Raw genomic sequence first — 13,231 nt, 5'->3', positions numbered from 1 at the left:
CCCGGTGCGGTATATGGTGACGAAGGCGCGCATTCGATCAAGCGCGCCGCAACGCACACGGAGACACGCAGCACATGACGGCAACAGAAGCAATACGCGCATTGCGCGAGACGCTCGGCGCGGAAGTGGTCGCGCTTCCGGATGAATTCGGCGACCGGCGCGTCGTGGACTGGAGCGGACTGCCGGGCGAGATTCCGCTCGCGCTTATTCGCCCGCGCACGACGGAAGAAGTGGCACAGGCGCTTTCCATTTGCTCGCGCTTCCGGCAGCCCGTGGTCACGCAAGGCGGATTGACGGGACTCGTCGGCGGCGCGAATGCGCGCGGCGGCGAAGTGGCGCTGAGCCTGCATCGCATGAATCGCATCGTCGAGATCGACGAAGTGTCCGGCACGATGACGGTCGAAGCCGGCACCGCGTTGCAGACCGTGCAGGAAGCGGCGAGCGCGGCGGGCTTCTACTTTCCGCTCGATCTCGGCGCACGCGGCAGTTGTTCGATAGGCGGCAATCTCGCGACGAACGCGGGCGGCAATCGCGTCATCAAGTACGGCATGATGCGTGATCAGGTGCTCGGTCTGGAGGCGGTGCTGGCAAGCGGTGCCATCGTCGGCGATCTCAACAAGATGATCAAGAACAACAGCGGCTACGACTTGAGGCATCTGCTGATCGGAAGCGAAGGCACGCTTGCGGTCATCACGCGCGTCGTGCTGCGTCTGCGACCGAAGCCCACTGCAACGGCAACTGCATGGTGCGGCTTGCCGGACTTCAACGCGGTGACCACGCTGCTCGCGCGTTCGCAGGCGAGGCTGGCGTCGGGCGTGTCGGCATTCGAAGTCATGTGGGCCGGCTATCACGACGCGGTGCTCGCAAACTTGCCGCAGTTGCGCGCGCCGCTCGGTTCAGCGCATCCGTTCTATGTCTTGCTCGAAAGCGTCGGGACCGATCCGGCGCGCCACGGCGAAGCGTTCGAAGAATTTCTCGGCGCGATGCTGGAAGAAGGCATCGTGACGGACGCGGCGATTGCGTCGTCGGAAGCGCATGCACTCGCGTTCTGGGCGATCCGCGATGCGCCCGGCGAGTATCAGCGCTTCATACCGAACCACGCTGCCTATGACGTGAGCTTTTCGATCGCGCAAGTCGGCGAGGCCGCCGCGCGCTGCGAGGCGCGTCTGCGCGAGCACTGGCCGCAATCGCTCGTCATGATTTACGGGCATCTGGGCGACGGGAACATTCATATCGTCGTGGACGTGCCGGGCATGGGCAAGCACGACCATGACGATATCGACCGCGTCATCTATGACGTCACGCGCGAGTTGAACGGGTCGATATCGGCGGAGCACGGCATCGGCGTCAAGAAGCGAGCGTTCCTTTCGCAAAGCCGTCGCGAGACGGACATCGACGCGATGCGCGCGATCAAGAGCGCGCTCGATCCGCTCGGGCTTTTGAATCCGGGCAAGGTCGTATAGGCGTTCGTCTGCGGCGGGAACGACGAATGCGCGTGTTGGCTTCATCCTTTACGAAGCCGGAGAAAGTCATGTCTTCCGATGCCAATACGTCGCCCGCTGCGGATCCGTCCAACGAACCGGTCGCGCCGCCCGAGCGCAAGCCGAGCCCGGCGCTCGGCACGCCGCCGGATGTGAATCCGGCGGGACCGGGCGCGTCGCCGGCGCAAGAAAGTCCGCTCGGCGCATCGGAGCCGATGCCGCCAGCGGAATGAGCGGGCCGTTTGGCAGAACATGCTTCGGGAAGCGGCTAAGTCTGTTTTGGGCGCTTAGTAAAACGTCGCTAATTTATGTTATGTCAACTATCATCTCGACAATAGCGGCCGAACTGGGCCGCGCATGCGATCCTGACCATGACTGCTTTTCGGTATCGAAACGCAGCATCGTGACCCACCCTGTTTTCTAATTCGGCCTTGCCGGCGCGCAAATCACGCCATCAGCGAAGAAGTCGATCGCCGACAAAGCACCTCTCGCGGCTTCGCGCCAACGGATATCAGCAACGAGCCATCGCTGGACTCCCGCTACGGAACCACCTCACGCGGACTGCCGGTCTGCTTCAATGCGCAGCTTCAGCCTCCATGCGTCATACTCCCAAGTCAGAGACGTGGAACCGCAGAAAAGCGCTGTGAGCGTTGCCGAGCAAGAGCACGCCGGGTCGAACGATCGAGTCGACAAGTTGGCTACGCCAACTTAACCGCCCCTCACCGCGCCGTATACCCCCCATCGACCGCCAACGAAACCCCGCTGATCATCGACGCCGCATCGCTCAGCAAGAACAGCACAGGCCCCACGACTTCCTCAGGCTCCGCGAACCGTCCGAGCGGAATCGCCTGAAGCATCGGCTGGCTCTTGAGCGGATCGCTCCAGGCAAAGCGTGCCATCGGCGTGAGCGTGACCGTCGGATTGACGCTGTTGACGCGGATGCCATGCCGTCCGAGCTCGATGCAAAGCACGCGAGTAATCGAATCCAACGCCGCTTTCGACGCGCAATAGCTGAGATGGTCCGGCAAGCCGACAAGCGACGCCTGACTCGACACGTTCACAATGCTGCCGCCACGCCCGACCATCTTTAGCGCGATGGCTCGGGCGACCAGCGCGGCGCCTCGCGCATTGACGGCCATCACGCGGTCGAACGCGTCCGCGTCGAGTTCGAGCGCCGGTTCCAGCGATGCAATGCCCGCGCAGTTCACGAGACCATCGAACGCATCGAACGGCTCCAGCGCCGCATCGATGACCGAACGATGCGCGCCTACATCGAGCCGCAGCGTTTCGCAGCCCGTTTCGTTCGCGAGCGTATCGAGCGCGGCGGCATCGCGCCCCGCCGCGACGACATGCGCGCCGCAACGCGCGAGCGTCTGCGCGCAGGCACGCCCGATTCCGCTCGATGCACCCGTCACCAGAACACGCTTGCCGCTAAAGTCGAAGTCGGTTTTCATATCGATTGCAACCTGTGCATGGATGGCATGAGCGCCGGATAAAGCGCCGTGTAGACATCGAAATATTCGGCATAACGGGCCACGCGCGCGGCGTCCGGCCGCGCACGCTCGATGAGCGTCGACCAGCCGGTTTGCGCGGCATCGGGCGTCACCAGTCCGGTGCCGACTGCCGCGAGCAGCGCCGCGCCCAACGCGGCTTCCACTTCCTCGCCGATCGTCCAGACAGGGAAACCCGTGACGTCCGCGATGATCTGCATCCACAGCGGCGAATGCGCGGCGCCGCCCACGACGATCAGCTTGTCGTCGAGCGATTCCGAGCCCTTTCGTCCCGCCTCGATGTTGTGCTTGAGCGCGAAGGAAACGCCTTCGAGCACGGCCCGGTAGAGATGCGCGCGGGTGTGCGCGAGGCTCAGGCCGACGAACGCGCCGCTCGCCTTCGCATCCCAGACCGGACTGCGCTCGCCCATCAGATACGGCAGGAACATCGCGCCTTGTGCGCCGGCCGGCACGCGCGCGGCGGCTTCCTCCAGCAGCACGTGCGGATCGCCGTGCGGCAACGCGTGCGCCGCCGCGACCTCCGCCTGACAGAACTGCTCGCGAAACCACGTCACCGACGCGCCCGCCGTGATCGCGCCGCCGAACACGTACAGATCGCGCGTGCCGTTGAGTACGTGCGGCATCGACACGAGCCCATGACGCGCATCGACGTGCTGGTTGATGTAGCCCCAGCACATGCTCGTGCCGATCATCGCGACATGCTGTCCCGCGCGCGCCGCGCCGGCCGCGAAGGTCGCGACGGCCGCATCGACGCCGCCCGCGACCACCGGCGTGCCCGCCGCCAGGCCCCATCGCGCGGCCCATTGCGGCAACAGTCCGCCGACGATATCCGTCGATTCGACGAGCCGCTGCGGCATCATGCGCGCGGGGATGCCGAGCGCGTCGAGCATCTCGGCGGACCAGCCGCGCCGCGCGACGTCGTACAAGCCGCCGATGTTTCCCGCCGAACTGTGATCGACCGCGATCTCCCCGGTGAGACGATGAATGACGTACGCGTTCGGCGGCAGAAAATAGCGGGTCTTCGCCCACACGTCCGGTCGATGCTCGCGCAGCCACAGCATCTTCGTGAAACCGTAATAGCTGTCGACGCCATTGCCGGTGATCGCCTGCAATCGATCGAGATCGACCTGCTCGCGCACGCGATCGGCTTCTGCGGTCGCGCGCCGGTCCATCCAGATGAGACAGGGATGCAGCGGTTCGATCGCTTCGTCCACCGGGATGCCCGAGCCGCCGTAGAGACTGCTCACGCACACGCCGCGAATCGATGTGGCATCGATGCCCTGCGCCACAGCCTGCGCCACGCAATGCGCGATGCATTCGTCGACGGCATCGAACCACACCGACGGCCATTGCTCGGCCCAAAGCGGCTTCGGCGTATCCGGCTGATAGCTGCTCGAATGCTTCGCGACGATGACGCCATCGCGCCCGACGAGCAGCGCCTTGGTGCTCTGCGTGCCTATGTCCACGCCAATCACGTATTCCATCGCTTCTCCGCGCGCAATCAGCGCTCACCGCCGGGCTTGAGCAGCACCTTGATGGAATCGGTCGAATTCGCGATCTTGATCGCCTCGTCCCATTCTTCGAGCGAGAATCCATGCGTGACGATGCCTTTCGACGTGACGAGCCCGCGCGCGAGCAGATCGATGGCGATCGGATAGCAGTACGGTCCCAGATGCGCGCCGCGCACGTCCAGTTCCTTGCGGTCGCCGATGATCGACCAGTCCACCGTGGCATCCGCGCCGAACACGCTGAACTCGACGAAGCGCCCGAGCTTGCGGATGAGATCGAGACCTTGCGTCACGCCGATCGGCGCGCCGGTCGTTTCGATATACACGTCGCAGCCGTAACCATCGGTCAGCGACTTGATCACGTCGAGCGCGTTGTCCTTCGTCGGATTGATGACCACGTCCGCGCCGTACTGTTTTGCGAGTTCGAGGCGCTCGTCGATGAGATCGATCACGACGAGTTTCTTCGGCGTCTTCAGATGCGCGACCTGCGTCATCATCAGACCGAGCGGACCCGCACCGGCGATGACCACGACATCGTCCAGCTGAACGTCGCCGCGATTGACCGTGTGGATTGCGCACGACAGCGGCTCGATGATCGCCGCATCTTCGAGCGATACTCCAAGCGGAATCTTGTGAACGATCGCCGTCGGCGGAATGCGCATGTACTCGGCCATGCCGCCATCGGCGACTTCGCGCTGAAAGCCGAAGATGTTGTGGACCTCGCACATCCAGTACTGGCCCGACTTGCAATAGCGGCATTTTCCGCAAGGCACGATCTGTTCCGCGATCACGCGATCGCCGACCTGCACGCCGAAATGCTCGGCCCCGCCCTCGCCCGCTTCCTCGACGTAGCCGAAGAATTCGTGGCCCGGAATCACCGGCGCCTTCACCCACGGGCTCGGGCCGCCCCAGAACATTTTTGCGCCGGTGTAGCACTTGCAGTCGCTCGCGCAGATGCCGCAGGCGGCGATCCGGATCACGAGTTCGTTGCGCCCGGCGCGCGGCTTCGTCACCTGTTCGACGCGGTAATCCTCGGGCGCGTGGCACACGATGGCGGTCATCCGGGACTCGGTGTTCTGTGTCGTCATATGTCTCTCGTTGAAGGTTCGCAGCTTGAGGAGATCAGCGCGAGCGTTCGCGGCTGATATAGATCGCGAGCAGGATGATTCCGCCCTTGATCACGTTCTGTACGTACGGATTCACACCGATCATGTTGAGGCCATTATTCAGTACTCCTAGCAACAGAGCGCCGACCAGCGTGCCCAGGATCGATCCGCGTCCGCCGGATATCGACGTGCCGCCGAGCACCACCGCCGCGATCGCGTCGAGTTCGAAGCCGACGCCCGCGTTCGGCTGGCCGCTCATCAGACGCCCGGTCAGCACGATCGCGGCGAACGCGGACGTGAGCCCGGAGAGCGTATAGACGATCAGCTTCACGCGCGCCACGCGCACGCCCGACAAGCGCGTGGCCTGTTCGTTGCCGCCGATCGCATAGACGTAACGGCCGAACGGCATGCGGTCGAGCAGCAGCCACGCAATGAGATAGACGGCGAGCATGATGAGAACCGGCGCCTGAATGCCGAACACCTTGCCGCTGCCGAAGAAGCTGACCCAGTCGGGCAGGCCGTCGATCGGATAGCCGCCGGTATAGATGAGACCGAGGCCGCGCGCGATGCCCATCGTCGCGAGCGTGACGATGATCGGCGGCATGCGCGCGAACGCCACGAAGAAGCCGTTGGCGACGCCGAAGCCGAGTCCGACCGCAACACCCGTCAGCAAGGCCGCGACCGCGTTCAGGCCGGAGACCATCAATCCGGCCGCGATCGTGCCCGACAGCGCCATGACCGAACCGACCGACAGATCGATACCGCCCGTGAGAATCACGCAGGTCATGCCGACCGCGATGATCGCGTTGATCGACACTTGCCGCAGCACGTTTTCCAGGTTCGCGGCGGACAGGAAACTCGGACTCGCCACCATCATCACGATACAGACGACGATCAGCCCGATGAGCGGATAGAAGAGCGTCGAGCGTCTGAAGCTCGCGAAGCGCGAGCTCGCGCTGCCGTGCGTCGTGGCGGCGGCGACCTCACGTGAGTTCGGAGAAGATGTGTCAGGCGTGTTCATGTGTCGCTCCGCGTGCCCCGGCTGTTGCATAGGTCATGACCGTGTTCGAATCGATCTCGTCGCCGCTCAGGATCGCCTCTATATGTCCCTGCCGGAACACACAGACGCGGTCGCACATGCCGACGATCTCCGGCAGCTCCGACGAGATCATGATGATCGAGTAGCCGCGCGCGGTGAGTTCGCGCATCAGCCCGTAGATTTCCGCTTTCGCGCCGACGTCGATGCCGCGCGTCGGTTCGTCGAAAACGAGGATGCGCGTGTGATGATTCAGCCAGCGCGCAATCACCACTTTCTGCTGGTTTCCGCCCGACAGCGTCGCGACTTCGGTGTGCATCGACGGCGCCTTCACGCCGACGCGTTTCATGATCTCCGCCGTCGTGCGCGCTTCGATGCGATGGTTCAAGAACCAGCGCAGCGAGCGGTACTTGCCGAGGTTGTTCAGCGAGATGTTGTCGCGGATCGAGAACGAAGTAACGAGCCCTTCCGTCTTGCGGCTCTCGGGCAGAATGCCGATGCCTGAACGGAGCGCATCCGCGGGGTCCGATAGTTTCGCCATCGCGCCGTGCACGCGAATCTCCTTCGCATGAACCGGCTCCGCGCCGATCACGGCAAGCGCAGTCTCCGTGCGGCCCGAACCCACGAGGCCCGCGAAGCCGAGAATCTCGCCCTCGCGCAGCGTGAACGCGTTGACAGGACCGTCCTTCGTGATCTGCAGCGATCTCACGTCGAGCACGGTTTTCGCATCGTCGCGTAACGCGGGCTTCGTCGGAAAGCTGCTCTCGATGCGCCGTCCGACCATCATCTCCACGAGCCGTTCGACATCGGTCTTCGCCACGTCCGTCATGCCGACATACTGGCCGTCGCGCAGCACGGTGATGCGGTCGCAGACATCGAAAATCTCTTCCAGATGATGCGAGATGAAAATCATCGCCACGCCCTGCTGCTTCAACTGACGCATGATCGCGAATAGATGATCGGCCTCGGCGGGCGTCAGCGTGGCGGTCGGCTCGTCGAGAATCAGAATGCGCGCGTTGAGCGACAACGCCTTGCCGATCTCGACGAACTGCTGCTGCGCCACCGACAGCGCACGGATCGGCACATCCAGATCGATGCCGACGCCGAGGCGCGCGAAGATGTCCGCGGCTTCACGGCGCATCGCGGCGCGGTCGCGCGTGCGCCACACCGTGCGGCGCTCACGGCCCAGAAAGATGTTGTCGACCGCGTTGAGGTACGGAATCAGGCTGAATTCCTGAAACACGATACCCACGCCCGCCGCGACCGCATCGTGATAGTTGTCGAACTGACGCGTCTGCCCGTCGATCTCGATCTCGCCCGAGTCGGGCTGATAGATCCCGCAAAGGATCTTCATCAGCGTCGATTTCCCCGCGCCGTTCTCGCCGAGCAGCGCATGAATTTCGCCACGCGCGATCTCGATGTGAATGTCCTGCAGCGCCTTCACGCCGGGAAAGCTCTTCGTGATGTGCTTGAGCCTGAGAATGGTGTCCATCTGCGCCTCTTTCGGGCGGACGGCGAGCCGTCCGCCGACATCGCGTTTTACCAGGTGAAGCCCTTGGCGTTGTCCTTGTCGACCACCTTCACGTCGACCGGCACGGCCTTCGGCACCGTTGCGCCCCACTTCTTGGCCAATGCGACGCCGAGCGCGATGCGAACCTGGTCGGCCGGGAACTGCGCCGTCGTTTCGATGAACTTCGAGTTCGGCTTCTGGATCGCATCGACCGCTTCGGGCGCGCCATCGACGCTCGTCAGCTTGATGTCCTTGCCCGACGACGTAATGGCGGAGAGCGAACCCATCGCGCCGCCGTCGTTGACGCTGAAGATGCCCTTCAGGTTCGGATGCGCGGAGATCATGTTCTCCGTCACCGACAGAGCGGTCGCGCGCTCTTGCTTCCCGTTCTGCGTATCGACGAGCTTCACGTTCGGGAACTTCGCGAGCCCCGCCTTGCAGCCGCGCACGCGTTCGAGAATCGGCACGACCGGAATGCCGTCGAGGATCGCCACTTCGCCGCTGCCGCCGATCGCTTTCGCGAGGTATTCGCACGACATCACGCCGGCGTCGTAATTCTTCGAGCCGACGAAGGAGTCGACGGGACCGTTGGCGTTCGCATCGACTGCGACGACGACCGCGCCCGCTTTCTTCGCCGCCGTGACGGCCGATTGAATGCCGGTGGAATCGGTGGGATTGACGAGCAGAATGTCGATCTTCTTCTGCAGCATGTCTTCCACGTCGCTGACCTGCTTGCTGACGTCATGGTGTGCGTCCGTGACGACGACCTTCGCGCCGATCGAATTCGCCGCCTCGTTCAGCGCCTTTTGCATCGTGACGAAATACGGGTTGTTCATTTCCTGGAAGGTCATGCCGATCGTGAGCGGTGCCGCCGCGTGCGCGACACCGCAAAACGCGCCCGCGAAAGCAAGCGTGCCGATCAACGCGCCCCGGCGCAGCGACGAAACGGACATGCGGTTCATAGTTGTGTCTCCTAATTAGTTTGCACTTCTTCAAGGTGAATGAAGCCCTCGCGCGAGCGAAGGGCGAATCTCGACAAGACGGCTGCTGTACGGCGAAAAGAGCGCGAGCGCGTTACGCGTTACGCGTTACGTGGGCGACGATCGCATTCGTCGTTCGACGGACGACGCGTAGCCGGCGGCCGTGTGTCCCGGCGACACATGCGCCGGGCTGCCTTCCGACGGCGCGTTCAGGTTGACTTCCCGGCTGCGCGCATTGATCCGCTGCAGCGCGCGGAACTCGGACGGCGTCATCCCCTTTGCCGCCCGGAACTGCCGATTGAAGTTCGACACGTTATTGAAGCCGGCCTGAAAACAGATCTGCGTGATGTTGATTTCGTCGGCGAGCAGCATGTGGCACGCCGCTTCGATGCGCAGGCGGTTCACGTACTGAACGAACGTCGCGCCCGTATGGCGATGAAACGCGCGCGAGAATGCGCTCACGCTCTGTCCGGCGAGCCCGGCGAGATCCGACTCGCGCAGGTCCGACGCCAGATTCTTGCCGATGTGCGCAAGCACGTGACCGAACCGCTTGGACGAAGCGAGGTTCTGCTCGTAAGCGATGCTCGCGAGGAGCGTCTGTTCCTTCGCATCGCAAAGGCATTCGAGAATACGAAGGAACAGCGAAATGCGCCGGATGCCGCGCGCCGTCAACAGTTCTTCGAATAGCGGCGCCACGACCGCGCTCGTCTGCGAGTCGAACAAGATCCCGCGACGTGCGTTGTCGAGCAACGGTTGAGCATCGCGGCACTCGGGGAATGCTTCCATGCAGCGCTTGACGAAGTCCCTGCCGAACTGAATCACGAGATTGCGCCGCTCCACGTATTCGCCATCCGGCACTTCGCTGACCCAGTTGTGCGGAAGATTTTCTCCCATCAGAACGAGGTTGCCCGGCCCGAACGAGCCGACATGGTCGCCGACGAAGAACTTGCCGTGCGTGGCGACGATCAACTGCAATTCGAATTCCGGATGGAAGTGCCAGCGCACCGTCTTGTACGGATAGCCGTGCGACCAGGCCTTGAAGGACTCGCCGTGTCGAACGTCGACCACCTCTAGATCGGGGTGCCTCATGAAGCCGTCTCCAGTTTCTTTTATTGCCGGCTGCTTTTTGCCGCTTTCGCGGCGCCGGCTATTGACGCCAATTTAGATCGGCCAGTGTCGCTCTTCTACCAACTTTTCGGCTCTTTTTATGTACTTTTTTGCATGCACGGACGGTCATCGCCTCTCGTCAGCAAATTGTGCGACGCAAAAATCTTCAATCCCGGTATTTTCTTGATCGGCGTCGGCAGGCGAAGCGACGCCTGCCCCGAATGTTTATCGTATCGCCTGAGCGTCGGCTGATGCATTCCAGCCCGCCCGGCTTTTTGCTGCGTCGGCGCTGTTGTCGCGTGGCCGGAACACTCCTTGCGTGAACCCAAACCGATGCGCAGGATACTCCTGACACATCGCTGTGTCGCTCCGATGGAGGAGGCGCGGATGCACATTCCGTTTAGCCAAACCCCGCCCACCGTAGTCGTGTTCTCCTGTCGTGGAAGTACCGCACGACCGCGGCACGAACGCGAAACCCAGCGTGCGCTCGCTGGACGGCTTGCCACGCTTCTCGGTGCGCAACGCTGCGTCGACTTCGGGCTTGATCGTGCGTACACCCCGGACCCGTATATCGTTCCCGACGACACCCTGCCCCTCGACGTCGCGCAACGAATAGGCGTCGCGACCGATGATGACCTCTTCGGCGGCGTCGTACCCTTCCCCTTCGTCGCGACCAAAGTGGTCGTGCATGAATTGCCGCCACGTGCGCAATTGAAGCCTCCCGGATGGCACGACCGACTTGGCGAGCAGCTGCGTCATCTCGTGCTTCCTGGCTACTCCGCCTTTACTCGCGACGACGCGCTCGCCGCCGCCGTGCTGTTATGGAGCGGCGGTTCGGTAAGGCTCAAGCGCCCCTACGGCATCGGCGGAACGGGACAGGCGGTCGTCGCCGATCGCCACGAACTGGATTTGCAATTGAACGATATCGGCGACGCCGCGCTCCAGACCGATGGCGTCGTGCTGGAGCGCAACCTGCCCAGCATTACCACGTTCAGCGTGGGCGATGTGCGCGTCCGGGCGCATCGGGCCAGCTATTACGGCGTACAGCGGCTGACGCGAAATAGCCGCGGACATGCGGTCTATGGCGGGTCCGACCTTGTCGTCGTGCGCGGCAGCCTCGATGCGCTCGAGCGCACCTCGATGCCCGACGAGGCGCGCGCCGCCGTTCAGTGCGCGCGCGAGTTCGATGCCGCCATCGAAAGCGCGTTCCCCGCGTTCTTCGCATCGCGCAGGAACTATGACGTGGCCTCGGGCATCGACGAAAGCGGGCGTTGCCATCGCGGCGTGCTCGAACAGTCGTGGCGGATCGGGGGCGCGAGCGGCGCCGAAATCGGCGCGCTTCAGGCATTCGTCGATGATCCGGCGCTCACGACCGTGCGCGCATCGACGTTCGAGATCTACGGCGAACACCCCGAGGTGCCTGACGGCGCGTGCATCGTCTATCAAGGCGTGGATTCGCATTCGGGGCTCGTGACGAAGTTTTATACGGTCGAAACCAGTACCGGCTCTGTCGGCTAGAAGAGGAGCAGCGAATGACAGCGACGCGGCAGCAGATCCAGATTCCGGTTGAGCGCGGCTATCTCGACGGCACGTTCGTGACGCCCCAGACCGCGATTCCAGGCGTGCTGTTCGTGCACGGCTGGGGTGGCGACCAGGAGCAGTACATGGAGCGCGCGCGGCAGGCGACTGCGCTCGGCTGCGTCTGCCTGACCTTCGACTTGACCGGACATGCGCGCACCAAGGAAGCGCAGGAGACCGTGACGCGCGAAACGAATTTGAACGACGTCCTGGCCGCCTACGACCGGCTAGCCGCGCAGCCGCTGGTAGACGGTACGTCGATCGCGGTGATTGGAAGCAGCTACGGCGGATACCTCGCCTCGATCGTCTCGTCAATGCGGCCCGTACGCTGGCTCGGGCTGCGCGTGCCGGCGCTCTATCTCGACGAAGGATGGACGATGCCGAAGCGCGCGTTGCACAAGGAACACGATCTTGCCGCTTATCGCAGGCGTATCGTCCCCGCGAACGAGAACCGCGCGTTGCGAGCGGCTGCCGACTTTCGCGGCGATGTCTTGCTGGTCGAATCGGAGCACGACGAGACCGTGCCTCACGCAGTGATCGCCAGTTATCTGCAAGCGTTTCTGCGTGCGCATTCGCTGACGTATCGAATAATCGAAGGTGCAGATCACGGTCTCTCTGACGAAGCCAGCCAGCGCGCCTACACAGCTTTGGTCGTCGGCTGGCTCGCAGAGATGATTGGAGGAAGGCGCGCCGGAAGCAGGGGTGAGGCGCCGGCTCTTATCAAGTGACCGGCGGTGCCACGCGCATATTGCGAAACTTGAGCTACCCGCGTATGTCACGGGCAGGCGTTGGGATCTGCTGGCCTGGAATGCTGCGGCGGCCGATCTGCTCGGCTTCGAGCGTCTTGCGAAAGCGGATCGCAACATTCTGGTTTTCATGTTTATCGAAGCGGACTCGCGTCGGCTTTTCGGCGCGACTTGGACCAGCGAGGCGCGTCGCATGATCGCGTCGTTTCGCGCAACGCATGATCTCTATGCTGATGATCCGGCCTTTGTCGAACTGGTCGAAAGACTGCGCGTGAACAGCACCGAGTTCGCGAAATGGTGGAACGCGCACGATGTTCGAGGGGGCACGTCCGGGCAGAAAGTTCTGACTCATCATGAGCGTGGCGCGCAACGCTACAACTACGCTACGTTTCAGGCGAACGACGACCCTGCGCTGAGACTTGCGATCTACACGCCCGCTTGAAACGAATTCGCCGCGCGCGGCGCGTCAACTTGGCGAGGCCAGGTCATCGCCCCATAGAGCTGACGATGCCCCATTGAAGCCGTAAGCTGGCTTATCGCCCTGCTCCCAAGGGAATCGCACGATTGATTGGGCCAGCATCGTCGTGTTATCCCGCGCTTTTATATCGCGAAGCTAGCGTCAAGCCAACGGGCGCCTTCCGCGCGCGTCCAGAACCATTCAAGGCTCA

At 63.2% G+C, this 13,231-nt stretch carries 12 protein-coding genes; 5 read left to right on the top strand and 7 right to left on the bottom strand.

Translation table 11 applies throughout. From position 1 onward, the window contains the following. Positions 1 to 74: 74 nt before the first annotated feature. Both NCR35_RS16450 and NCR35_RS16445 read left to right on the top strand, forming a co-directional pair. Complete coding sequence (locus NCR35_RS16450; RefSeq protein WP_250535190.1) at positions 75 to 1,463, top strand: FAD-binding oxidoreductase; 1,389 nt, start codon at positions 75 to 77, stop codon at positions 1,461 to 1,463. 68 nt (positions 1,464 to 1,531) lie between these two features. After that, positions 1,532 to 1,714 carry a hypothetical protein gene (locus NCR35_RS16445; RefSeq protein ID WP_250535189.1) on the top strand — a complete coding sequence of 61 codons (183 nt, stop codon included), beginning with the start codon at positions 1,532 to 1,534 and terminating at the stop codon, positions 1,712 to 1,714. Positions 1,715 to 2,200: 486 nt separating this feature from the next. On the opposite strand, the gene NCR35_RS16440 is transcribed toward NCR35_RS16445, so the two are convergent. From NCR35_RS16440 to NCR35_RS16410, 7 genes are all read right to left on the bottom strand, one after another. After that, positions 2,201 to 2,935: an SDR family oxidoreductase gene (locus tag NCR35_RS16440; protein WP_250535188.1), complete on the bottom strand. Its 735-nt coding sequence runs from the start codon at positions 2,933 to 2,935 to the stop codon at positions 2,201 to 2,203. Beyond that, complete coding sequence (locus NCR35_RS16435; RefSeq protein WP_250535187.1) at positions 2,932 to 4,476, bottom strand: FGGY-family carbohydrate kinase; 1,545 nt, start codon at positions 4,474 to 4,476, stop codon at positions 2,932 to 2,934. Before NCR35_RS16435 ends, NCR35_RS16440 begins: the two co-directional genes overlap by 4 nt. Positions 4,477 to 4,493: 17 nt before the next feature. Continuing rightward, positions 4,494 to 5,588 (bottom strand): alcohol dehydrogenase catalytic domain-containing protein, encoded by a 1,095-nt coding sequence (locus NCR35_RS16430; RefSeq protein ID WP_250535186.1) that lies wholly within the window; start codon positions 5,586 to 5,588, stop codon positions 4,494 to 4,496. Between the two features lie 34 nt (positions 5,589 to 5,622). Then, positions 5,623 to 6,627 carry an ABC transporter permease gene (locus tag NCR35_RS16425; RefSeq protein WP_250535185.1) on the bottom strand — a complete coding sequence of 335 codons (1,005 nt, stop codon included), beginning with the start codon at positions 6,625 to 6,627 and terminating at the stop codon, positions 5,623 to 5,625. Continuing rightward, positions 6,614 to 8,134 carry a sugar ABC transporter ATP-binding protein gene (locus NCR35_RS16420; RefSeq protein ID WP_250535184.1) on the bottom strand — a complete coding sequence of 507 codons (1,521 nt, stop codon included), beginning with the start codon at positions 8,132 to 8,134 and terminating at the stop codon, positions 6,614 to 6,616. The genes NCR35_RS16425 and NCR35_RS16420 overlap by 14 nt, the downstream gene beginning before the upstream one ends. Before the next feature lie 47 nt (positions 8,135 to 8,181). Then, positions 8,182 to 9,114 (bottom strand): substrate-binding domain-containing protein, encoded by a 933-nt coding sequence (locus NCR35_RS16415; protein ID WP_370650683.1) that lies wholly within the window; start codon positions 9,112 to 9,114, stop codon positions 8,182 to 8,184. Positions 9,115 to 9,240: 126 nt separating this feature from the next. Next, positions 9,241 to 10,221, bottom strand: coding sequence for an AraC family transcriptional regulator (locus NCR35_RS16410; RefSeq protein ID WP_250535183.1), 981 nt, complete (start codon positions 10,219 to 10,221; stop codon positions 9,241 to 9,243). Positions 10,222 to 10,572: 351 nt separating this feature from the next. Here NCR35_RS16410 and NCR35_RS16405 point away from each other — a divergent pair, with 351 nt between their 5' ends. From NCR35_RS16405 to NCR35_RS16395, 3 genes are read left to right on the top strand one after another with little or no spacing between them, the layout of a single operon-like run. Next, on the top strand, positions 10,573 to 11,757 hold the full coding sequence (locus NCR35_RS16405; protein ID WP_350029211.1) for a DUF3182 family protein: 1,185 nt from the start codon (positions 10,573 to 10,575) through the stop codon (positions 11,755 to 11,757). A 14-nt stretch (positions 11,758 to 11,771) separates the two neighbouring features. Continuing rightward, on the top strand, positions 11,772 to 12,545 hold the full coding sequence (locus tag NCR35_RS16400; RefSeq protein WP_250535181.1) for an alpha/beta hydrolase family protein: 774 nt from the start codon (positions 11,772 to 11,774) through the stop codon (positions 12,543 to 12,545). Beyond that, a complete protein-coding gene (locus NCR35_RS16395) occupies positions 12,493 to 13,005 on the top strand; it encodes an MmyB family transcriptional regulator (RefSeq protein WP_250535180.1) in 513 nt (170 codons plus the stop codon). The genes NCR35_RS16400 and NCR35_RS16395 overlap by 53 nt, the downstream gene beginning before the upstream one ends. Positions 13,006 to 13,231: the final 226 nt, after the last annotated feature.

Origin of the sequence: Caballeronia sp. AZ10_KS36 (genome assembly GCF_023631105.1) — a bacterium.
Classification (GTDB): Bacteria; Pseudomonadota; Gammaproteobacteria; order Burkholderiales; family Burkholderiaceae; genus Caballeronia.
The sequence above is the reverse complement of the archived record's forward strand: the minus strand, read 5'-3'. Positions and strand labels throughout refer to the sequence as shown.

Coding starts and splice junctions, on each gene's coding strand:
- NCR35_RS16415 (WP_370650683.1), bottom strand. CDS start 9,114: ATGAACCGCATGTCCGTTTCGTCGCTGCGCCGGGGCGCGTTGATCGGC.
- NCR35_RS16450 (WP_250535190.1), top strand. CDS start 75: ATGACGGCAACAGAAGCAATACGCGCATTGCGCGAGACGCTCGGCGCG.
- NCR35_RS16400 (WP_250535181.1), top strand. CDS start 11,772: ATGACAGCGACGCGGCAGCAGATCCAGATTCCGGTTGAGCGCGGCTAT.
- NCR35_RS16420 (WP_250535184.1), bottom strand. CDS start 8,134: ATGGACACCATTCTCAGGCTCAAGCACATCACGAAGAGCTTTCCCGGC.
- NCR35_RS16425 (WP_250535185.1), bottom strand. CDS start 6,627: ATGAACACGCCTGACACATCTTCTCCGAACTCACGTGAGGTCGCCGCC.
- NCR35_RS16435 (WP_250535187.1), bottom strand. CDS start 4,476: ATGGAATACGTGATTGGCGTGGACATAGGCACGCAGAGCACCAAGGCG.
- NCR35_RS16405 (WP_350029211.1), top strand. CDS start 10,573: ATGCGCAGGATACTCCTGACACATCGCTGTGTCGCTCCGATGGAGGAG.
- NCR35_RS16430 (WP_250535186.1), bottom strand. CDS start 5,588: ATGACGACACAGAACACCGAGTCCCGGATGACCGCCATCGTGTGCCAC.
- NCR35_RS16410 (WP_250535183.1), bottom strand. CDS start 10,221: ATGAGGCACCCCGATCTAGAGGTGGTCGACGTTCGACACGGCGAGTCC.
- NCR35_RS16440 (WP_250535188.1), bottom strand. CDS start 2,935: ATGAAAACCGACTTCGACTTTAGCGGCAAGCGTGTTCTGGTGACGGGT.
- NCR35_RS16445 (WP_250535189.1), top strand. CDS start 1,532: ATGTCTTCCGATGCCAATACGTCGCCCGCTGCGGATCCGTCCAACGAA.